The organism is Nocardioides bruguierae, from assembly GCF_023554635.1.
Lineage (GTDB): Bacteria > Actinomycetota > Actinomycetes > Propionibacteriales > Nocardioidaceae > Nocardioides > Nocardioides bruguierae.
The window spans coordinates 410519-431670 of the sequence record NZ_JAMJPH010000003.1 but is presented as its reverse complement, the minus strand read 5'-3'; the positions used below and the strand labels follow the sequence as shown (position 1 = coordinate 431670).

General features: G+C 74.1%; 17 protein-coding genes. 3 read left to right on the top strand and 14 right to left on the bottom strand.

Annotated elements, in window-relative coordinates:
• Nucleotides 1-165: 165 nt before the first annotated feature.
• The 4 genes from M8316_RS04320 to pdxH form a co-directional block, all read right to left on the bottom strand.
• Nucleotides 166-2097 (bottom strand): ABC transporter ATP-binding protein, encoded by a 1932-nt coding sequence (locus tag M8316_RS04320; protein ID WP_372490553.1) that lies wholly within the window; start codon nt 2095-2097, stop codon nt 166-168.
• Nucleotides 2098-2156: 59 nt separating this feature from the next.
• The gene (locus M8316_RS04315) at nt 2157-3893 is read right to left on the bottom strand and encodes an ABC transporter ATP-binding protein (protein ID WP_250052312.1); all 1737 of its coding nucleotides are present in this window, start codon (nt 3891-3893) and stop codon (nt 2157-2159) included.
• Nucleotides 3893-4495 carry a TetR/AcrR family transcriptional regulator gene (locus M8316_RS04310; RefSeq protein WP_250052311.1) on the bottom strand — a complete coding sequence of 201 codons (603 nt, stop codon included), beginning with the start codon at nt 4493-4495 and terminating at the stop codon, nt 3893-3895. The genes M8316_RS04315 and M8316_RS04310 overlap by 1 nt, the downstream gene beginning before the upstream one ends.
• Before the next feature lie 62 nt (nt 4496-4557).
• Entirely contained in the window at nt 4558-5208 is a 651-nt protein-coding gene (gene pdxH, locus M8316_RS04305; RefSeq protein WP_250052310.1) for a pyridoxamine 5'-phosphate oxidase, read from the bottom strand.
• Between the two features lie 135 nt (nt 5209-5343).
• Between pdxH and M8316_RS04300 the strand changes: the two genes are divergently transcribed.
• Nucleotides 5344-6444, top strand: a complete 1101-nt coding sequence (locus M8316_RS04300) for a citrate synthase 2 (protein ID WP_250052366.1) — start codon at nt 5344-5346, stop codon at nt 6442-6444.
• A gap of 101 nt (nt 6445-6545) precedes the next feature.
• Here M8316_RS04300 and M8316_RS04295 read toward each other — a convergent pair whose 3' ends face one another.
• The 6 genes from M8316_RS04295 to M8316_RS04270 all read right to left on the bottom strand — a co-directional run bounded on the left by M8316_RS04295 (nt 6546) and on the right by M8316_RS04270 (nt 11618).
• A complete protein-coding gene (locus M8316_RS04295; RefSeq protein ID WP_250052309.1) occupies nt 6546-7244 on the bottom strand; it encodes a putative endonuclease domain-containing protein in 699 nt (232 codons plus the stop codon).
• A 356-nt stretch (nt 7245-7600) separates the two neighbouring features.
• Nucleotides 7601-8257: a VldE C-terminal domain-containing protein gene (locus tag M8316_RS04290; RefSeq protein WP_250052307.1), complete on the bottom strand. Its 657-nt coding sequence runs from the start codon at nt 8255-8257 to the stop codon at nt 7601-7603.
• A gap of 124 nt (nt 8258-8381) precedes the next feature.
• Nucleotides 8382-8792 carry a YybH family protein gene (locus M8316_RS04285; protein WP_250052305.1) on the bottom strand — a complete coding sequence of 137 codons (411 nt, stop codon included), beginning with the start codon at nt 8790-8792 and terminating at the stop codon, nt 8382-8384.
• A 73-nt stretch (nt 8793-8865) separates the two neighbouring features.
• Nucleotides 8866-10455, bottom strand: a complete 1590-nt coding sequence (locus tag M8316_RS04280; protein WP_250052304.1) for a DUF2252 domain-containing protein — start codon at nt 10453-10455, stop codon at nt 8866-8868.
• A 74-nt stretch (nt 10456-10529) separates the two neighbouring features.
• The gene (locus tag M8316_RS04275) at nt 10530-11066 is read right to left on the bottom strand and encodes a GNAT family N-acetyltransferase (protein WP_250052302.1); all 537 of its coding nucleotides are present in this window, start codon (nt 11064-11066) and stop codon (nt 10530-10532) included.
• Between the two features lie 42 nt (nt 11067-11108).
• On the bottom strand, nt 11109-11618 hold the full coding sequence (locus M8316_RS04270) for a zinc-ribbon domain-containing protein (protein ID WP_250052300.1): 510 nt from the start codon (nt 11616-11618) through the stop codon (nt 11109-11111).
• Nucleotides 11619-11766: 148 nt separating this feature from the next.
• On the opposite strand from M8316_RS04270, the gene serC reads away from it, so the two are divergent.
• On the top strand, nt 11767-12885 hold the full coding sequence (gene serC / locus M8316_RS04265; RefSeq protein ID WP_250052298.1) for a phosphoserine transaminase: 1119 nt from the start codon (nt 11767-11769) through the stop codon (nt 12883-12885).
• Between the two features lie 6 nt (nt 12886-12891).
• Here the strand turns inward: serC and M8316_RS04260 are convergent, their stop codons facing one another.
• The 4 genes from M8316_RS04260 to M8316_RS04245 form a co-directional block, all read right to left on the bottom strand.
• Nucleotides 12892-13926 carry a DNA topoisomerase IB gene (locus M8316_RS04260; RefSeq protein WP_250052296.1) on the bottom strand — a complete coding sequence of 345 codons (1035 nt, stop codon included), beginning with the start codon at nt 13924-13926 and terminating at the stop codon, nt 12892-12894.
• Nucleotides 13927-14162: 236 nt separating this feature from the next.
• On the bottom strand, nt 14163-15272 hold the full coding sequence (locus M8316_RS04255) for a hypothetical protein (RefSeq protein WP_250052294.1): 1110 nt from the start codon (nt 15270-15272) through the stop codon (nt 14163-14165).
• A 38-nt stretch (nt 15273-15310) separates the two neighbouring features.
• Nucleotides 15311-16561 (bottom strand): class I SAM-dependent methyltransferase, encoded by a 1251-nt coding sequence (locus M8316_RS04250; protein ID WP_250052293.1) that lies wholly within the window; start codon nt 16559-16561, stop codon nt 15311-15313.
• Between the two features lie 168 nt (nt 16562-16729).
• The gene (locus M8316_RS04245; RefSeq protein ID WP_250052292.1) at nt 16730-19660 is read right to left on the bottom strand and encodes an FAD-binding and (Fe-S)-binding domain-containing protein; all 2931 of its coding nucleotides are present in this window, start codon (nt 19658-19660) and stop codon (nt 16730-16732) included.
• Nucleotides 19661-19848: 188 nt separating this feature from the next.
• Here M8316_RS04245 and M8316_RS04240 point away from each other — a divergent pair, with 188 nt between their 5' ends.
• Nucleotides 19849-21051: a cellulase family glycosylhydrolase gene (locus tag M8316_RS04240; RefSeq protein ID WP_250052291.1), complete on the top strand. Its 1203-nt coding sequence runs from the start codon at nt 19849-19851 to the stop codon at nt 21049-21051.
• Nucleotides 21052-21152: the final 101 nt, after the last annotated feature.

Below are 21152 nucleotides of genomic sequence, written 5' to 3'. Positions count from 1 at the left end.
CCTGCTCCTCGGGCGGACCCCGGGAGCGGGGCCGCGGTGGCTGTGGAGCCATTCGATCCACGCCAGGTTTCCGGCGACCACCACCGCGTGTAAACGTCACATCACAGCAGACGCTGTTTCACCAGAGGAAACGCAGGGCATGGGGCCTCCGGCTCTCCGGGAGCCTCACGACACCGGCGCCGCGCCCTCGGCGCCCGTCACCGCCCCCTCGAACTGGCTGCGGTAGAGCCGGGCGTAGGCGCCGTCGGCGGCCACCAGCTCCTCGTGGGTGCCCTGCTCGACGATGTCGCCGTGCTCCATCACCAGGATGAGGTCGGCGTCGCGGATCGTCGAGAGCCGGTGCGCGATCACGAAGCTGGTGCGATCGGCACGCAGCGCGGTCATCGCCTGCTGGAGCAGGAGCTCGGTGCGGGTGTCGACCGAGCTGGTCGCCTCGTCCAGGATCAGCAGCGCGGGGTCGGTGAGGAACGCGCGGGCGATCGTGACGAGCTGTCGCTCGCCGGCCGAGAGGCTGCCGCCGTTCTCGGTGACGACGGTGTCGTAGCCGTCGGGCAGCGCGTGGACGAAGCGGTCGACGAACGTCGCGCGTGCGGCCTCGAGCACCTGCTCCTCGGTGGCGCCCGGCCGCCCGTAGGCGATGTTGTCGCGGATCGTGCCCTCGAAGAGCCAGGTGTCCTGGAGCACCATGCCGATGCGCGAGCGCAGGTCGCGGCGCGGCACCGCGGCGACGTCCACGCCGTCGAGGGTGATCCGACCGGACCCGAGGTCGTAGAAGCGCATGACGAGGTTGACCAGCGTCGTCTTGCCGGCGCCGGTGGGGCCGACGATGGCGACCGTCTGGCCGGGGCGGGCGACGAGCGAGAGGTCGCGGACGAGCTCGCGGTCGGGCTCGTAGGAGAACCGCACGTGCCCGAAGCGGACCTCGCCGTGGGTGACGTCGCGCTCGGGCAGGGTCTCGTCGGTGCGGTCCGGGCTCTGCTCGTCGGCGTCGAGCAGCTCGAAGACCCGCTCGGCGCTGGCGACGCCCGACTGCAGCAGGTTGGCCATCGAGGCCACCGTCGTGAGCGGCTGGGAGAACTGGCGCGTGTACTGCACGAACGCCTGCACCTCGCCCAGGGTGAGCGCGCCGGAGGAGACGCGCAGCGCCCCGACGACCGCGACCACGACGTAGTTGAGGTTGCCGACGAACATCATCGTGGGCATCACCAGACCCGAGATGAACTGCGCGCGGAAGGAGACGTCGAACAGGCCGTCGTTGAGCTCGCCGAAGCGCTGCTCGACCTCCTTGGTACGCCCGAAGACCTTGACCAGCGCCTGGCCCGAGAAGGCCTCCTCGACGTGGGCGTTGAGCTCGCCGGTGCGCGCCCACTGGGCCGAGAACTGCGTCTTCGAGCGCTTCATGATGACGCGGGTCAGCGCCAGCGAGACCGGCACGGAGACGAACGCGACCAGCGCCAGCAGCGGGCTGATCCACAGCATCATCGCCAGCACCGCGAGGAGCATGAGCAGGCTCTGGAGCAGCTGGCTCATCGTCTGCTGCAGCGTGGTGGAGACGTTGTCGATGTCGTTGGTGACCCGGGAGAGGATCTCGCCGCGTGCCGAACGGTCGACGTAGGACAGCGGCAGCCGGTGCAGCTTCTCCTCCACGTCCGCGCGCAGGGTGCGGATGGTGCGCTGCACGACGCCGTTGAGCACGAACCCGGCCAGCCAGGAGAACAGCGAGCCGACGAGGTAGACGCCCAGCACCAGCAGCAGCCACTCCCCCACGGCGCCGAAGTCGACGCCCTGGCCCGGCACGACGCCCTGGCCCTGGACGGCCTCGGGCAGAGCGCTGTCGGGCGTGCCGGCGGGGTACATGGCGCCGACGAAGCCGCGGAAGACGAGGTCGGTGGCGTGACCGAGCAGCCGCGGCCCGACGCTCATCAGCCCCACCGACACCGCGACCAGCACGACCACGCCGAGGGTCGCGGTGCGCTCGGGCCGCAGGCGGGCCAGCAGGCGGCGGGCGGACGGGCCGAAGGACTGCGCCTTGCCGCCCATGCCCATGCCGCCACCGGGACCCATCGGCCCGCCGCGTCCACCGCCGGGCGGGCCCATGCGGACGGTGGCCTGGGCGGACGCCGGGCGGGCGGGCTGCTGGGCCGGCTGCTGGGTGCTCACGCTGCCTCCTGGGCGCTGCGCTGGGAGGAGACGATCTCCTGGTAGGTCTCGCAGGTCGCCACGAGCTCGTCGTGGGTGCCGCGTCCGACCACCCGACCGTGCTCGAGGACGACGATCACGTCGGCGTCGCGGATCGTGGAGACCCGTTGGGCGACCACGAGGACGAGCGCGTCGGTGGTGACCGGCTTCAGCGCGGCGCGCAGGCGGGCGTCGGTGGCGAGGTCGAGCGCGGAGAAGGAGTCGTCGAACAGGTAGACCGCGGGCCTGCGGACGACGGCCCGAGCGATCGCCAGCCGCTGCCGCTGACCGCCGGAAAAGTCGGTGCCGCCCTGGGTGACGGGCGCGTCGAGGCCCTCGGGCAGCGCGGCCACGAAGTCGCGGGCCTGGGCGACCTCGAGGGCGGCCCACATCTCCTCCTCGGTCGCGTCGGGCCTGCCGTGGGCGAGGTTGGAGCGGACGGTGCCGGAGAAGAGGTAGGCCTGCTGCGGCACCAGGCCGAGCTCGGCCCAGAGCACCTCGGGATCGAGGTCGCGGACGTCCACGCCACCGACCCGCACGACGCCGCCCGTGGCGTCGAAGAGCCGCGGGACGAGGTTGAGCAGTGTCGTCTTGCCGGCACCGGTGGAGCCGATGACGGCGACGGTCTGCCCGGGGCGTCCGGCCAGGTCGACCTCGTGCAGGACGGGCTCGTCGGCACCGGGGTAGCCGAACGTGACGGCCTCGAGGTCGAGGTGGCCGCGCCTGCTCACGTCGGGCACCATGGGTGCCGCCGGAGGACGCACCGAGGACTCGGTGGCCAGGACCTCGCTGATCCGGTCGGCACACACGGCTGATCTGGGGATCTGCATGAAGAGGAAGGTCGCCATCATGACGCTCATGAGGATCTGCATGAGGTAGGAGAGGAACGCGGTGAGGGCGCCGATCTCGGTCTCCCCCGCGTCCACCCGCAGGCCGCCGAACCAGATGACGGCCACGCTGGAGACGTTGACGACGACCATGGCGAGCGGGAAGAGCGTGGCCATCCAGCGGCCGGCCCGGATCGCGACGTCGGTGAGGGCGTCGTTGGCCACCTCGAACCGCTCGACCTCGCGGGGCTCGCGGACGAACGCCCGGACGACCCGGATGCCGCTGATCTGCTCGCGCAGCACCCGGTTCACCTCGTCGATGCGCACCTGCATCGCGCGGAAGCTCGGGACCATCCGGGAGATGACGAACCCGACCGAGGCGAACAGGGCCGGCACGACGACCACGAGGATCCAGCCGAGGCCGAGGTCCTCGCGCAGGGCCATGACGATGCCACCGACCATCATGATCGGGCTGGTGATGGCGATGGTCGCGCCCATCACCACGAGCATCTGCACCTGCTGGACGTCGTTGGTGGTGCGGGTCAGCAGCGAGGGCGCGCCGAAGCGTCCGAGCTCCTGGGCCGAGAACGCCTGGACCCGGGCGAACTGCTCGCGGCGCAGGTCGCGGCCCAGCGCCATGGCGGTGCGGGCACCCAGGTAGGCGGCCGCGATCGAGCAGACGATCTGCAGCACCGAGACGGCGAGCATGACGCCGCCGAGGCGCCAGATCGTGCCGGTCTGACCCAGGACGATGCCCTCGTCGATGATCCGGGCGTTGAGGCTGGGCTGGTAGAGCATCGCCAGCACGCCGACCAGCTGGAGCACGGCGACTCCGGCCAGCCACGCACGGTAGGGCGCGAGGTGCTCGCGCAGCAGTCGGACCAGCATCAGGGCATCTCCTGGGTGGGGGCGCCGGCGAGACAGCCGTGCAGCACGGTGTCGACGATCTGCTCGGGCGTGAGGAGGCGACCGTCGGCGATGAGGGCGTGGCTGCCGGCGAACGTCAGCAGCATGAGGCGGTGGACGAGGTCGTCGACCTCGACGGCCAGCGCGGCGGCGTCGGGCCCCACGAGGTCGGCGACGAGGCCGTTGCGCTCGTCGACCCACCGCCGTGCGCCGTCCGCGTCGCGCATGGGCGGCTTGACCATGCCGACCTTCTGCATGAGGAAGAACGTGGCCCGGTAGCGCTGCTGGAGGATGGAGACGGCGACGACCAGGCGGTCGCGCAGCGGCTGGTCCCGGTCGATCTCCGCCAGCCGCTCGGGCAGGGCGCCGGGCTCGAAGGCCTTGGCGATCGCGAGGTCGACGAGCGCCTCCTTGGACTCCACGACCCGGAAGATCGTGCCCTCCGCGACGCCGGCCGCCTCGGCGATCTGCTTGGTCGTCACCGCGCGGCCGTGCTCGCGCAGGAGCCGCAGCGTGGCGGTGACGAGGGCGGCCTTCCGCTCCTCCGGCGCCATGGGTCGGGCGCGACGACGTGTTTCGGTCACCCGCCGAGAGTAGATGAGTGAGCGCTCACTCAGCAAGGAGTGAGCGAGGGCTCACTCAGTGATCAGGGTGCCAGGCGCTCCGTGCGCCACGCGCCGCCCTCGAACCGGTAGACGAGCCGGTCGTGCAGCCGGGAGGGCCGCCCCTGCCAGAACTCCACGACGTCCGGGCGCACGAGGTAGCCGCCCCAGGACGCCGGCGGCGGCACGTCCTGGTCGGCGAACCGCTCCTCGGCGTCGGCGTAGGAGCGCTCGAGCTCGGCCCGGTCGGCCACGACGCTGGACTGCCGGCTGGCGTGAGCGCCCAGCTGGGAGCCGCGCGGGCGGACGGCGAAGTAGTCCTCCACCTCGGCGCGCGGCAGCGGCTCGGCGACGCCCTCGAACCGGACGTTGCGCTCCAGGTCGTGCCACGGGAACAGCAGGGCCACGTGCGGGTTCGCGGCCAGCTCCTCGCCCTTGCGCGAGGCGTGGTTGGTGAAGAACACGAGCCCGCCCCCACGGCGCTCCTTGAGCAGCACGGTGCGGGCGGACGGTCGCCCGCCGGCGTCCACCGTGGCGACGACCATGGCGTTGGGCTCCCCCAGCCCCGCCTCGAGCGCCTCGGCGAACCAGCGGTCGAAGAGGTCCAGCGGGTCGGGCGTCAGCTCGGCCTCGTCGAGGCCGCGGGCCGCGTAGTCGTGCCGCAGGGAGCGCAGGTCCGGGTGCTGCTCGTTCACGCCTCCACGCTAGCCCTCGGACGCGGCCGACGGCTCACTCCCACGGCCGGGACCCGGGGCACTGGCGGACGTGGCAGGCGTCACTGTCATGATGCGCAGGACCGCTCGATCGACGAAGGAGTCGCCATGTCCGACATGCCGCAGGTGATGCACGGTCTCGAGGGAGTGATCGCGTTCGAGACGCAGATCGCCGAGCCGGACAAGGAGGGCTCGGCGCTGCGCTACCGCGGCGTCGACATCGAGGACCTCGTCGGTCGCGTGCCGTTCGAGCACATCTGGGGCCTGCTGGTCGACGGCTCGTTCACCCCGGGCCTGCCCGCGGCCGAGGCCGCCACGCTGCCGGTGCACACCGGCGACGTCCGGGTCGACGTGCAGGCTGCGATCGCCATGCTCGCGCCGCAGCTGGGCCTGGGCCAGACGTACGACATCAGCCCCGAGCAGACCCGCGAGGACCTCTCGCGCGCCGCCGTCATGGTGCTCTCCTACGCGGGCCAGTCCGCCCGCGGTGTGGGGCTGCCCGTGGTGCCGCAGCACGTCGTGGACGAGGGCACGACCCTGGCCGAGAAGTTCCTGCTCCGCTGGCGCGGGGAGATCGACCCCAAGCACGCCAAGGCGATCGACGCCTACTGGTCGAGCGCCGCCGAGCACGGCATGAACGCCTCCACGTTCACCGCGCGGGTCATCACCTCCACCGGCGCGGACGTGGCGGCAGCGCTCTCCGGCGCCGTCGGTGCGATGAGCGGCCCGCTGCACGGCGGCGCCCCCTCCCGCGTGCTCGGGATGATCGCGGACGTCGAGAAGTCGGGCGACGCCCGGGCCTACGTGAAGGGCATCCTCGACCGCGGCGAGCGGCTCATGGGCTTCGGCCACCGCGTCTACCGCGCCGAGGACCCGCGCGCCCGGGTGCTGCGCCGGACCGCGCGTGAGCTGGACGCCCCGCGGTACCAGGTCGCCGAGGCGCTGGAGCAGGCCGCCCTGGCCGAGCTGCGAGAGCGCCGCCCCGACCGGGTGCTGGAGACCAACGTGGAGTTCTGGGCCGCCATCGTGCTCGACTTCGCCCAGGTGCCCGCGCCGATGTTCACCTCGATGTTCACCTGCGCCCGGACCGGTGGCTGGTCGGCGCACATCCTCGAGCAGCGCTCCACCGGCCGGCTGATCCGCCCGTCGGCGATCTACACCGGCCCGTCCGCCCGCGGCCCGGAGACCATCGAGGGCTGGGACGCCGCCTGGGGCTGAGCCGGCCGTGTGGGCGCCCGCTCTCACCCGATTGTGTCACCGCAGGCACGCTCCACCACGGGCTGAAGGTGCCTGCGGTGACACAATCCAGCCGCGCGGCGTCAGACCCATGGTGGCCGGCCTGGGCCGGCCACCCAGCGACGAGCCGGCTCCGGCCCGCGGGCCCGAGCGACCGCCCGACGCACGTCCGCGGCCAGGCGCCGCCTCATCGCGCCCGACGCGACGTCGCTCGCGACCGCGCTGACGACCACGAACCCCAACCGCTCCAGGTCTCGCTGTCGCTGGACGTCGCGGCGGTGCTGGGCCGAGGTGCGGTGCGGCGCTCCGTCGTACTCACCGACCACTCCGGCCTGAGCATCGAGCAGGTCCACCACCGCCACTGTCGTCCCGGACGCGTCGACGATCCGCTGGTTGCGCCACGGGCGGGGACGAGCCGCCTCGACCTCCCACACCAGACGGAGCCGCGTCTCCCCCGGCGACCACGAGTCCGGGACGACCAGGTCCAGGAGCCTCCGCAGCCGCTGCGGCCCGGAGTCACGGCCCGCGCGCACCGGTGTCGCGGCGAGCATCGTGCTCAGACGCTCCACCGTCGTGACGGCCGCAGCCTGGGCCATGTCGATGCCGACCACCAGCTCACGGTCGGAGTCGAGCACGCGAGCCTCGTCCAGCACGGCGCGCTCGGGGGTCGTGACCGCGAGCCCGCTCGAGAAGGAGTGCTCCGTCGTCGCGAGCGAGTGCCGCAGCACCTGGACCCGCTCGTCCGGCCTCAGCCGCGACCCGGCCCCGAAGACGAGAGGCACCGGCCTCGTGCGGCCGTGCCGGTCCAGGCCGTCGTGGAAGGCGGACCCATGGACCCGGAGGGCCGCCCATCCCGTCACCACGGCGGAGGGGGCCCGGGCTGCCGCCTCCACGACACGCTGGTGCACCGCGTCCCCGTCGACGTGGGACGGGACGTGGAGACCGCGTCCGACCGCCCGCCACCCCGGCCCGCGGGCCTGGCCCCGAGTGGGGCCCCTGGCGCCGTCGGAGTCCACCGGCACCGGCTGGACGGCCTGCGGCCAGGGCGCTCGAGGCAGGAAGGACGCGGACACCTCCGGAACGTGCCCGGCCCGGCTGCGCTCACGCGTGGCCGGGCCGGGTTGTGGAGAAGTGGGGCTCAGCCCTTCTTCGCGCGGGCGTCCGCCAGGGAGCCAATGCGCTTGACGTAGAAGCTGGTGTTGCCGCGGGCGGCCTTCCACGACAGCGAGACGTGCACGTGGTCGCGGTGGCGCAGGGTGGCCGAGCACTTCTTCAGGTAGGCCTTCTTGCGCTCGGGGCAAGCCGAGTTCTGGTACCAGCGGGGCTCGAAGCCGCCGGAGGCGCTGTAGATGTGGTCGTCCCAGATGAAGTACATGATCCCCATGCGGCGGGCGAGGGCGTCGGCGTTGCCACGGGGGTCCTTCTTGGTGAGGGCGCGGATGAACCGCTTGGCCTTGCGGGCGCCGGAGGTGGTGCGGGCGTCGACCATCCAGTCGTAGGCACGCCCCTCCTGGTGCTCGGAGTAGACGTCCTTGTCGCGCTTGCAGTCGCGCGAGATGCCGCCGGCGACGCCGCCGTAGTGCTTGACCGTCCAGGTCAGGGCGAACGTCGTGCCGCGCTTCGCCTTCGGCTTGCACTCGTCGGCGCCGTCGTAGGGGGCGTAGTCCTCGACCGGGGCGGCCGAGGCGGCCGGGGCGAGCACGAGCGTGCCGAGCACGAGGGCCAGTGCCGCGAGGAGCGCCGGCAGCAGGGCCCGCGCGGGCGCGGACGAGGGGGCAGGGGTGCGGTGGTGCATGGGGGTGTTCCTCCCGAGAACAGGTGCGTCGGCTCCGTCAGCCGGACTGGACCAGGCTAGGAAGCACGTTCGGGAACCGTCCCGGCTTTCTGAGGACTCGGGGTGAAGAACCCGTGCGGAACGCTCAGCCGGGAGTGGTCTCCAGGCCCACCGGCTGGTTCACGGTCAGCACCTCGAAGCGCCGGGTGCCGTCCGCGAGCGGCTCGCTGAGCAGCCCGTCCAGGCGCACGGGCACCCGCTCGACCAGCCCGTCCGGCCAGGCCTGCACGGCGTCCGCGTCGGCCACGAACCAGACCCAGCCCTGCCGGGCCCGGGCGTGGACGTCCAGCACCTCCCAGCCGAGGACCCAGGGCTCCTCGAGCACCTCCTCGAGGAACACGGCCACCTCGGGGCCGCCGCGAGCCTCCTCCCCGCCGGCGTCGCCGAAGACCGCGGCGTCGTCGGTGAAGCAGGCCATCGCGGCCGCCAGGTCGCGGCGCACCAGCGCCGCGGACAGGCGCCGGGTCGCCTCACGCACGGCCGTCTCGGGAGTCACGCCCCCTCAACGACACGGACGCGCCCGCGTCACGGACCGGTGCGGTCGGGACCCGGGCGGAGGCGAGGCCCCCTCAGCGGAAGACGCGGTCGACGCTGGTGAACGCACCGAGGTCGTGGTCGGCCTTGAAGTGCTCGTGGTCGGCCTTCACCCGGGCCAGGGCGGCCTCCGACCAGGCCAGCAGGTCGGAGACGAACAGCTCCTCCGGCTCGATCGCCTCGAGGACGTCCGGCTCGACGTCGTGGTCGACCAGGCCCGCCTCGTCCGAGAGGGCGTGGCTCTGCGCCAGGGACGCCCCGCAGGTGCGGGCGTACTTGCGCCACTCCTTCTTGGAGAGGTCGTCGAGGTCGATGTCGCCGCGGTAGGGCGCGCGCTCGCGGACCATGAAGGACTTGCCGTCGAGCTCGATGGCGCCGTAGAAGCGGTCGCCGCGCACGAGGTGGACGCCCTGGGCGTGCGTGATGCGCTCGGCGCTGCCGTCCATGACGTACTCGGACGGCGGCGCGAGACCGGCCAGCGCCGAGCGGCGGGCCTGCTTGAACTCGATGATGAGGTCGTCACTGCCGTCCGCGGCCGGGCCCTCGAGCAGCAGGTAGTAGCGCGGCAGGCCGAGGGAGGCGGTGCCCTGGCCGAGCCGCTGGCAGACGTCCTTCACCTTCAGCGCACCGGTCTCGCCGGAGAGCGCGCGGTCGGGCAGCTCGATGTCGTTGTCGGCGATGAACTGCTCGAACAGGGCCTGGAACTCCTCGGTGCGCGAGGAGATCGGCACGTGCTCGTCGTCCGCGCGGAAGCGGCGGCGCTGCTCGTCGTGGTACTTGCGCGCCAGCCAGGCGTCGCGGCCCTCCTCGGTCTTGTCCTCGATGAGCTGCCGGATGACCGTGGGCGCGTTGTCCTGCCGCATCTGCCCCTGCTGCTCGGTGGCGTCGGTGGCGTAGCGGCGCATCGCGTCGACGTAGCCGCGGACGAACTCCTCGGCGACCCGGCGCTGCTTGTCCGCGTCCATGCCGCCCTCGGCCTCGGCGGCGATCATGAACCCGACCGCGCCACGCTTGAGGTCCCAGGTGAAGGGGGCGTAGAAGGCCTCGTCGAAGTCGTTGACGCCGAAGATCGGCACGTCGTCGGCGCTCGGCATGACGCCGAAGTTCTCCGGGTGGACGTCGCCGAGGGTGAGCACGGTCGGCATGAGCGCGTCCTCGCCGGCGAGGTCGCGGTAGAACAGCAGCGAGGTGCCGCGGAAGAAGCTGAAGACCGAGTCGTGCAGCTTGGCGAACTTCTCGCGGGCGTCGCTGTTGGGGCGGGCGATGCGGGTCTCGTGGTCCTCGCGGATCGTCTGGCGCACGTGGATGCGGCGCTCGTGGCCCGTCAGGTGACGCGGCAGGAAGACCATCTCGCCGCGGGCCCGGGCGCGCGAGAGGTCGCGGAACGCCTCCACGCGGGACGCGGTGTCCGGCTTCGCCTCGGGCGTCACCACCGGCGCCTCGTCCGTGGGGTCGAGGTCGGAGTCGGTGTCCGCGTCGTCCTCCTTGGCGGTCGCCGCGCGCATGTCCAGCGCCTCGGCGAGCTCCTTCTTGGACATCGAGTTGCGGCCGCTGATGTCGGCCTCGCGGGCCTGGTCCATCAGCTCGGCGCGGGTGTGGGCCTCGGGGTCGGTCTTCTCGGTCACATGGACAGCGGTACCCCCCGTCTCACCCGGAGGAACCCACCCCGCCGGGTAGGCAGGGCTCCCTGACTGCCACCTCAGCCCAGGCGCTTGCCCCGGTACACGCTCAGCGGGTCGTCGGCGTAGTGGCCGTAGCCCGGCACGGGCGACCAGCCCGCGGAGTCGTAGAGCGCCACGGCCTCGGGCTGCTTCTGGCCGGTCTCCAGCACCATCGCCCGGACGCCGGCGGCGCCGGCGTCCTGCTCGAGGGTGGCGAGCACGCGGCGGGCCAGCCCGCGGCGCTGGGCGCGCGGGGCGACGTACATGCGCTTGACCTCCGCGACGTCGAGCCCGGCGAACCCGGCCCTCGCGGCCACGTCCGGCTGACGACGCCACGCGCCGGTGGCGACCGGGTCGCCGCCGAGGTAGCCGACCAGGAACGAGCCGGTCGGCGGGACGAACATCGCCGGGTCGAGCGGCGTGACGTCCGGGCCGCCGTAGCGCTCGACGTAGACGGCCTGCACCTCCTCGACCAGGCGCACGGCGTCCGGGTGGCCGTAGCCGACCCGGACGAGCACGAAGCCGTCGTCCCAGGTGGCGACGGTGTGCTCACGCGGGAAGGGGGTGCTGGTCACGAGCCGATCATGACCGCCCGGCGCCGGCGCGCGACAGCCGGGTCAGGCCAGCGAGGTGCCGCAGGAGTCGCAGAACCGCGCTGCCTCGTCGTTGCGGGTGCCGCACTGGCGGCAGTACGGGCCGGTCGCCGACTCCTGCTGCTGGTCGACGTCCTGCCCGATGCCGAGCACGCCGCGTCCGTCGCTGAGGTAGGCGGCCGACTGCTTGACCGTCGGCATGGTCTCGCCGGCGACGTAGCGGGACTGCGCGCCCAGGGTCCCGAAGCTGAGTGCCGCGAGCCCGCCGATCGTCATGAACCCGCCGACGGCCAGGAGCCCCATCGCCGCGAAGCCACCCGGCGGAGTGAACCCCTCGTCGGCCTCGTCCACGAAGCCACGCTCGCTCCACTCGATCGACGGCTGCTCGCTCGTCATCCCGTTGGCGTCCGCCACGAAGCCCCACAGGCCGAGCCCGGCGACGCACAGGCCGACGACGAGCAGCAGCCCACCGACGACCCGCAAGGTCGTGCGCGTGCGGCCGGTCTGCGGCAGGGGGTGAGCGGTGCGGGTCATCGGGTCTCCTCGTCCTGGGGTGACGTCAACCTACCCCTGCGCGGGGCGGCCCAACCTCTGGGCCTCGCACGACCCGGGGGCCGGGCGGCTGGGATGATCGTCCTGCCCCACTGACCCGCGAGCCCTCGCGAAAGGTTGCCCCGTGACCGTGCCCGATCTTCGGATCCCCACCGACCTGCTGCCCACCGACGGGCGGTTCGGCTCCGGTCCGTCCAAGATCCCGACGAGCCGCCTGCAGGCGCTCGCCGACACGGGCACCTCCCTCATGGGCACCTCGCACCGCCAGGCGCCGGTGAAGAACCTCGTCCGCCGCGTGCGCGAGGGGCTCACCGACCTGTTCGACCTGCCCGACGGCTACCAGGTGGTGCTCGGCAACGGCGGGTCCACGGCGTTCTGGGACGTCGCCACGCACGGTCTCGTCCAGACACGCAGCCAGCACTGCACCTACGGCGAGTTCACCTCCAAGTTCGCCAAGGCCGCACAGATGGCGCCGTGGCTGGCGGAGCCGTCGCTGCGCACGGCCGAGCCGGGCTCCCTGGCGACGCCGCTCGCCGAGGCCGACGTCGACGCCTACGCCTGGGCGCACAACGAGACCTCCACGGGAGTCATGGCACCCGTCGTCCGGCCCGCGGGGGCGGACGAGGACGCGCTGGTGCTCATCGACGCCACCTCCGGCGGCGGCGGGCTCCCGGTCGACGTCTCCGAGACCGACGTCTACTACTTCGCGCCGCAGAAGGGCTTCAGCTCGGACGGCGGCCTGTGGATCGGCCTCTTCTCGCCCCGCGCCCTGGAGCGGGCGGCCCGGATCGCCGCGACCGACCGGCACGTGCCGGCGTTCTTCGACCTGCCCACGGCCATCTCGAACTCGAGCAAGGACCAGACCTACAACACCCCGGCCGTCTCCACGCTCTTCCTGCTCGCCGAGCAGCTCGACTGGATGAACGGCCACGGCGGCCTGGCCGGCATGGTCGAGCGGACCACCGCGTCGTCCTCCGCCCTGTACTCGTGGGCCGAGGACCACGAGCGGCTCAGCCCGTTCGTCACCGACCCGGCGCACCGCTCGCTCGTCGTGGGCACGCTCGACCTGGCCGAGGGCCTCGACTTCGAGGACGTCCTCACCGTGCTGCGCGCCAACGGCGTCGTCGACTGCGACCCCTACCGCAAGCTCGGCCGCAATCAGCTGCGCGTGGCGATGTTCCCCTCCGTCGACCCGGCCGACGTCGCCGCGCTCACCCGCACGCTGGACTGGGTGCTCGAGCGGCTCTGACCGGGCTCAGGACGCCAGCGCCAGCTGCTCGGGCCCACCGAGCAGCTCCAGCGTCGCCTTCTCCAGCGCGGCCTGCCGGTCGTCCGGCGTGAGGTGCTCGAGGTCGGCGGTCGTGAGGATCGTCCGGCCCTCCTCGTAGGCGTGCACGACGCGGGGGTCGACGTAGGAGGTCCGCGCGAGGGTCGGGGTGTTGCCGAGGAAGCCTGAGACGTCCTTCATCGCGGCGCTCACCGCACGCTTGCGCGAGGCCGCGGTGGCACCCGGCTCGCCGTTCCCCGCCGCGTCCGCCAGCCTGCTCGCCGCGAGCACGGTGGCGTGCCAGGTGCGGAAGTCCTTGGCGGAGGCGTGCAGCCCCGTGGTCTCGCGGACGTAGGTGTTGACCAGGTCGGGCAGCAGACCGTGCCAGCGGCGGCGCTCGGTGTAGGCGAGCAGCCGGGGGTCCTCGGCCGCCCGCCGGCGTCGCATCACGCCGAGCGCCTCGATCACGCCGGCGTCGTCGATGACGATGCGGTGCTCGACGCCGGACTTGCCGACGAAGTGGAACTCCAGCCCCTCGCCCTTGCGGCGCACGTGCCGGCGCTCCAGCGTGGTGAGGCCGAACGAGCCGTGCGCGTCGGCGTAGACGTCGTTGCCGATGCGGAAGCAGCCCAGGTCGAGCAGGCGGACGGCAGCGGCGCAGCTGCGCTCCAGCGGCATCCCGGTGCCGCCCAGGTCGGTCAGCACCCGGGTGCGGGCCGAGGCCAGGGCGGCGCCGAACGTCAGCACCCGCTCGAACTTCTCCTCGTCCCGCTTGCGGCGCCACTCCGGGTGGTAGAGGTACTGGCGCCGACCGGCCGCGTCCGTGCCGACCGCCTGGAGGTGGCCGTGGGCGTGCGGGGTGATCCAGACCTCCGCCCAGGCCGGTGGGATGACCAGCGCCTCGCACCGGTCACGGGCCTCGCCGGACAGCCGGCGGCCGTCGGCGTCGAGGTAGGTCCAGCCCTTGCCGGACCGGCGACGGGTCCAGCCCGGCTGGTCGGGAGAGGTCCGGCGCAGGCGCATGTCGCGAGGCTAGGCAGCCTGCGGGCCCGGGCGTCCCACCCCGGCGGGCTCGCCCGGACGGGTGCGGAGGTCTCGACGTGCGCTCGCAGGCTCGCTGCTCGACCACCGGGGCCTGGGCTCGCGAGGCTCGCAGCACGACCACCGGGGCCTGGGCTCGCGAGGCTCGCTGCTCGACCACCGGATGCGGTCGCGTGCGGCGATCTCGAGGCTCCTCGCCGGCGCTCGTCGCACCTCGATCACCGCAGGCGGCGGAGGCGGCGCAGCAGGCCGCGGAGGCCCAGCACCGCGAGGCCGGCCAGCAGGAGCGCGGCGAGGGAGGTCAGGCCGGCGAGTATCCAGCTCGGCACGGTGTCGGGGACGGCGCGGGCCGGGTCCGCGGCGACCTCCGGGTCGAAGGCGTCGGGGTCGGGCAGGTCGCCGGGCTCCGCCTCGTCCGCGTCCGACCCGTCGCCGGCCGCGCCGTCCCCCTCGTCCCCCCGCAGGATCGCCCGCACCCGCACGGGCGTCGCGACCCGCAGGACGGCGGTGCCGCGGCCCTCGGTGGAGACCAGGAGCCGGCCGCGGCGGTCGACCGCGATGCCCTCGCCCTGCTGCTGGTCGGGCATCGCCACCTCCGCCACCCGCCGCAGCGAGGGCCAGGCGTAGACGACGGAGGAGAAGTAGCCGCGCACCACCAGGGAGCGTCCGTCGAGGCCGAAGGAGCCGTCGGTGGCGATGGGCAGCACCGGCCCGACCCGGGTCAGCTCGTTGGGGCCGTCCGGGTCGAGGGTGGCGGGGGCGGCGTAGACCGACCCGCCGAGCAGCTCCTTGGAGACCACGAACAGCCGCCCCGTCCGCGGGTGGCGCAGCAGCGTCTCGGCGTCGCGCGCGCCGTCGGGGTAGACGAGGTCGTAGACCGTGGGCGAGACCGTGCGGTCGCCCGCCCCCACCGGCACCCGCGCGACCTGGATCGAGTCGCGCACGGCGTTGTTGTCGCCGATGTCGCCGACCCACACGTGGCCCCGCCCGGCCGGGGCCAGCGCCTCGACGTCGGTGGGGTCCTCGCTCCAGGTGGTGACACCGACCGTCTCCCCGGCGTCCTCGCCCCGGGCGGCCACGGTGAAGACCTGGCCGGAGTCACCGGAGTCGTTGGTGGTGACCAGGTACCGGCCCGTGTCGACCAGGCCGGAGGACTCGATGATCCGCGGGTCGTCCCAGACCAGGACGACGCTACCGCTGCCGTCGCCGGCGGCCGCGGCGGCCGCGGCGGGCGGGGCCCCGGCCAGACTGACGGGCAGGGCGAGGACCAACCCCAGCAGCACGCACAGGCCCCCGCGCAGGACGGCGGCGGAGAACGGCGCCGGCACCCCGGGCGTTGCCCGACGGCCGGGCCCGCGACCGGGCATCAGGTGCCCGCCGGCGTCCGACCCAGCAGCTCGGACAGGCGCGGGGTGATGCCCCACTCCCCCACGAGCTCGTCGTACTCCTTGACCACGCCGCCGCCCTTGACCGGCGCACCGGTGCGGACGGCGCGCAGCAGCGTGTTGCGCGGGGTGTGCTCGGACTCGACGAACTCCACGACGTCGACCCGGTAGCCCTCGATCCGCAGCAGCGAGGCGCGCAGGGCGTCGGTGAGCGTGTCGGCGAACCGCTCGCGCAGGATGCCGTGCCGGGTGAGCATCGCGTACGGGCCGGGGGTGCGGGCCTTGCGCAGCTGCGCCGCCACGTCGTGGTGGCAGCACGGGGCCGCGAGCACCACGGGCGCACCCCAGGACACGGCCCGCGAGAGCGCGTCGTCGGTGGCGGTGTCGCAGGCGTGCAGGGCGAGGACGACCTCGGGGGCCGGGTCGAGCGCGACACCCTCGATCGAGCCGACCACGAAGGACGCCTCGCCCTCGGGGATGCCCAGGCTGCGGGCCACCTCGCTGTTGTGGTCGGCGGACTGCTGCTTCACGTCCGCGCCCACCACGTGCACGGGCAGGCCGCGGACGTGGGTGAGGAACCGGTGCGCGGCGAAGGTGAGGTAGGCGTTGCCGCAGCCGAGGTCGACGATGCGCAGCGGGTCCTCGGGGGTCGGCGTGCGCAGGTGCTTCTTCTCCAGCGCCTCGCTGATCGTCGCGTCCAGCAGCCGCAGGAACTCCTCGACCTGCCGCAGCTTCGCGCGCCGGGTGGGCTTCACCCGACCCTGCGCGTCGGTGATCCCGAGAGCGGCGAAGACGGGGTCGGACTCCTCCAGCAGCCGCTTCTTCTCCTGGTCGTGCCCGCGGTCGGGCTCGACGGCCTCGGTGCGCTCCGCCGAGTGCACCAGGGCCTCGCCCTTCTTCGTCACCCGCAGCTGGTGGCTGTGGGTGGTGGTCTCCACGTGCCAGTTGCCGAAGGGCTCGTCGAGCAGGTCGTCGAGGGCGTCCCGCGCGTCGGTGGACGCCTCGCCGGCCGCGGAGCGCAGCAGGTGGTTGCTGGTGTGGGCCTGGCGGTCGTCGTAGGCGGTCATCTGGAGGTGCCGACCGGCCTTCAGGTCGACGTAGCGCAGCTCGACGCGGCGCCAGCGGGGCACGTCGGAGCGACGCTTGCCGGACGCGACGGCGCGGACCAGCCGCTCGTCGGAGAGCAGGTCCTCGCGCAGCCGGTTCAGCGCGCGCAGCAGGGGCTCGGCCACGGTGCGGTTCCTCTCCGCTCGGCTCCGGGCACAGGCCCGAGGTGATCGGTGCGACGGTACGTCGCGGTGGCGGTCAGTTCACGATCGCCGCGACCAGCACCACCAGGAGCAGGGCGGCCAGCGCCGCGGGGATGACCCAGCGGCGGTACTTGGGGTTGTCCACGAACCTCATCGCGCCACCCCGTCCGCCGCCGTGCGGGAGGGGAGCCGGGACGCCAGCAGCTCGGCGAGGTGCAGCGCCCGCACGTCGGCGAGGTCGTCGAGCTGGACCTTGCAGGACATGCCGTCGGCGAGCACCACGGCCTCGGGGTGCGAGCGGACGGCGGGGAGCAGGTTGGTCTCCGCCACGGCGACGGACACCTCGTAGTGGCCCTCCTCCATGCCGAAGTTGCCGGCCAGGCCGCAGCAGCCGGAGACCTGCGTGACCTCGGCCCCGAGCCGCTCGAGCAGCGCGCGGTCGCGGCGCCAGCCGATGATCGCGTGGTGGTGGCAGTGCGGCTGCGCCACGACCTGCACGCCGGTGAGGTCGGGCAGGCCGAGGTCGCGGCCGTCGGCCTCGAGCCGCCCCACCAGCTCGGCGAAGGAGAGCACCCCGGCGGCCACTGTCTCGGCGCGCGGGTCGTCGGTCAGCTCCACCGCGTCCGAGCGGAGCGTCGCCAGGCACGAGGGCTCGAGCGCGACCACCGGGACGCCGGAGGAGACGTAGCGCTCCAGCGTCTCGACGGTGGAGGCGATGATCCTCTGCGCCGTGGTGAGCTGGCCGGTGGTGATCCAGGTGAGGCCGCAGCAGGCCCGCTCGTCGATCACCTTCACCCGCAGCCCGGCCGCCTCGAGCACGGCGATGGCCGCGTGGGCGGAGCCGGTCTGGAAGTGGTCGGTGAAGGAGTCGGCCCAGACCCACACGTCGGGCACGCGCGCGTCGGCGGCACGCGGCCCGCGGCGCTCGCCGGCGCGCACCGTGGTGGTCGCGAACGAGGGGATGGAGCGGCGCTGGTCGACGCCGGCGACCTTCTTGGCGACCTTGGCCAGCGGCCCGACCTTGAGCGAGGCGTTGGCCAGGCCCGCGACCGGTGCGACCAGCCGCGACCACAGCGGCAGCCGCCCCAGGGTCAGGTGGCTCATCGGCCGCCGCTCGGTGGCGCCCTCGCCGTCGTAGCGCTGGTGCAGCGCCTCGGACTTGTAGGTCGCCATGTCGACACCGGTCGGGCAGTCGCTCGCGCAGCCCTTGCAGGCCAGGCACAGGTCGAGCGCCTCGCCCACGGCCGGGTCGGAGAGCCCGTGCACGAGGGTGCCGTCGAGGGCCTCCTGGAGCACGCGGGAGCGGCCGCGGGTGGAGTCCTTCTCGTCGCGGGTCGCCTGCCAGGAGGGGCACATGACCCCGCCCTTGGAGTCGGGCGCGACGCACTTGCCGACGCCGGTGCAGCGGTGCACGGCCTCGCCCATCGAGCCGCCGTCGTGGACGAAGCGGAGCAGCGGGCGCGGGGCGTGCACCGGCCGGGCCGGGCGCAGGTCGGCGTCCAGCGGCGCCGGGTCGACCAGGACGCCGGGGTTGAGCACGTTCTCGGGGTCCAGGGCGTGCTTGACGGCACCGAAGAGCCGCAGCGACTCCGCGTCGTACATCAACGGGAGCAGCTCCGAGCGGGCGCGGCCGTCGCCGTGCTCGCCGGACAGGGACCCGCCGTGCTTGCCGAGCGTGGTGGCGCAGTCGAGGAGGAACTCGCGGAAGCGTCGCGGCCCGGCGGCCGGGTCGGTGTCGCGGTCGGAGAAGTCGAAGTCGATGCGCACGTGCACGCAGCCGTCGCCGAAGTGCCCGTACGGGACGCCGTGCAGGTCGTGGGCCTCGAGCAGGGAGTCGAACTCGCGCAGCCAGGTGCCCAGCTTCTCCGGCGGCACCGCTGCGTCCTCCCAGCCGGAGAGCGCGCGCCGCTCCAGCGAGCGCGCGGCCAGCCCCGCCCCGTCCTCGCGGATGCGCCACAGGGCCGCGGCCTGGGCGTCGTCGGTGACCAGGCGGTGGCCCAGGGCGTCGGAGGCGGCGACCAGGGCGGACTCCAGGGACGGGTCGGTGAACTCCACGAAGAGCCAGCCGCCGCCGCGGGGCAGGTCGGGCACGTGCGAGCCGCCGGCGCGCACGAGGTCGACGATCCGGGCGTCCAGGCCCTCGCAGGCGGTGAGGCCGTGGTCGGCGGTGGAGCGGCCGCCGGCGGCGTCCGTGCTGGCGCCCGCGGCGCGCAGCAGCGCGGGGACGGCGTCGGCCGCCTCGGTCATCGAGGCGTAGCCGAAGACCAGCAGCCGGCGGGTGACCCGGTCGTCGACCAGGCGGACGGTCGCGCCGAGCACCACGCCCAGGGTGCCCTCGGAGCCGACGAGGAACTTCGCCAGGTCGCGGCCGTTCTCGGGCAGCAGGTGCTCCAGCGAGTAGCCGCTGACCTGGCGGGTGAAGCGCCCGAAGGAGGTGCGGACGTGGCCCAGCGAGGCGTCCACGATGCCGGCGAGCGCGTCGGCGCCCGCGCCCGTGCCGCCGGTCCACACCTCGCCGGTGCCGAAGGCGACGTCCATCGCGGTGACGTTGTCGGCGGTGCGGCCGTAGCCCAGGGCGCGGGAGCCGCACGCGTTGTTGCCGATCATCCCGCCGATGGTGCAGCGGGGGTGGGTCGAGGGGTCCGGGCCGAAGCGCAGCCCGTGCGGAGCCGCGGCCCGCTGGAGGACGGCGTGGGCGGTGCCCGGCTCGACGACGGCGGTGCGGGACTCGGGGTCGACCGCGAGCACCCGGTTGAGGTACTTGGCGGTGTCCACCACGATGCCGGGGCCGACGGCGTTGCCGGCGATCGAGGTGCCGGCGCCGCGCATCGTCAGGGGCACGCCGGTCTCCCGGGCGACGCTCAGCGCGCCCAGCAGCTCGTCGCGGTGCCGGGGGCGCACGACCACCTGCGGCGGCACCCGGTACAGCGAGGCGTCGCTGGAGTAGAGCGCCCGGGCGAGCGGGGAGTCGTCGACGTCGTCCAGGCCCGCGCCGCGCAGCGCCGCGACGAGGTCGGGCGCCGCAGGAGCGGCCGCGGCGGGGCCGGGGGTGGTCCGGGGAGCGGGAGCAGCAGACGACACTCCCCCATTGTCGCGCGCGCCCCGGCGGGCGGTCACGCGGCGTCCACCGGCGCGCGGCACGGATCGGGCGAACCGCCCCGGCGCGGCGCGCGGGCGGCCTACCATCGCCAGGCACGCAGGACGGGCGTGCGCCCCCGCGACCGGGAGGGTCGCGCTCCCGCGGGCGGGACGGGCCGGAGGAGGACGCGGTGACGCGCACGTCCCTGCTCGACGGCCCGGAGGCCGAGCCTGCCGAGCCCGCGGACGCCCCCGACGACGCCCCGGCCCGCGGACCGCACGCGCGCTGGTACGCCGTCGGCGCGGCGCTCCTCGTGGTCGCGCTCGTGGCCGGGGTGCTGGTGGTGTGGCGCGGCGCCGACGACGCCGCCGGGGTGCTCGGTCTCGACCAGGACGTCGCCCCGCCGCGTCCGCAGGTGGTGGGGCGGACGCTCGTCGACGCCCGCACCGGCAGCCCGTGGGTGCCGCAGGGCGTCACCTGGACCGGCTTCGCCTCCGCCTGCGCCGAGGGCTGGGGCTACAGCCCGCTGGACCCGCTCGGCGACGACGGCCCGCGCGACCAGGCCGCGCTGCTGGCCTCGTGGGGCATCGACACGGTGCGACTCACGCTCAACCTCGACTGCTGGTCGGCCACGTACCGCGGCGCCCCGGCCAGCGACGCCTTCCACGCCCGGACGGCGGAGGGCTACCGCGCCGCCGTCGCCACGTTCGTCGACGCGCTGCACGAGGCCGGCCTCGCCGTCGTCCTGGCCCTCGACACCCGCGCGGCCGGTGGGGCGACCACCGCGGTGCGCGAGGCGTGGCCCGACTCCTCCGCGTACGCGTTCTGGCAGAACCTGGCCGAGGACTTCGCCGACGACCCGTCGGTGATGTTCGAGCTGTGGGCGCACCCCGGCGGCGAGGACGGGGACGTGTCCTGGGCCGAGGACGGCGGCCGCTGGCGCGACGGCACGGGAGCGACCGGCGTGGGGATGAGCGACCTGCTGGGTGCCGTGCGCAGCCGAGGGGCGACCCAGCCGGTGCTGCTGCCGGGGCTGCGCGGGGAGGACCTGGGCTCGTGGCTCGGCGTCGCCCCCGCCGACGACCAGCTGGTCGCGACGTTCAGCCCGACCCCGGGCGGCGCCTGCGACGACGCGGCCTGCTGGCGCGGCACGGTGGCCGCCCTGGCCGAGGTGGTGCCGGTGCTCGCCACCGAGGTGAGCGCGGGCGAGGACGGCGCCGAGCTGCGCACCGCCCGGGCCTTCACCACCTTCGCCCGGGACCGGGGCGTCGGGGTGCTGCTGGGCTGGTGGCGCGCGGGCACGGCGGACGCCGGCTCGCTGGTGACCGACGTCGACGGCACCCCCACCGCGTGGGGACGCCTGGGACGCGACCTGCTCACCACCGCGCCCTGACCGTCCTGCTGCTCCCGGCACCGTCGGTGGCGCCGGGCAGGCGGGCGCTGCCGACGCCGGTCGCCCCCTTGTCGGCGACCCGTGCCGGCGGTGCCCCGCCC

Bases quoted from the DNA above. Each gene is read 5' to 3' on its own strand.
- M8316_RS04300 (WP_250052366.1), top strand. From the start codon at position 5,344: ATGCCGCAGGTGATGCACGGTCTCGAGGGAGTGATCGCGTTCGAGACG.
- M8316_RS04270 (WP_250052300.1), bottom strand. From the start codon at position 11,618: ATGACCCGCACCGCTCACCCCCTGCCGCAGACCGGCCGCACGCGCACG.
- M8316_RS04320 (WP_372490553.1), bottom strand. From the start codon at position 2,097: ATGGGCCCGCCCGGCGGTGGACGCGGCGGGCCGATGGGTCCCGGTGGC.
- M8316_RS04315 (WP_250052312.1), bottom strand. From the start codon at position 3,893: ATGCTGGTCCGACTGCTGCGCGAGCACCTCGCGCCCTACCGTGCGTGG.
- M8316_RS04260 (WP_250052296.1), bottom strand. From the start codon at position 13,926: ATGCGCCTGCGCCGGACCTCTCCCGACCAGCCGGGCTGGACCCGTCGC.
- M8316_RS04290 (WP_250052307.1), bottom strand. From the start codon at position 8,257: ATGCACCACCGCACCCCTGCCCCCTCGTCCGCGCCCGCGCGGGCCCTG.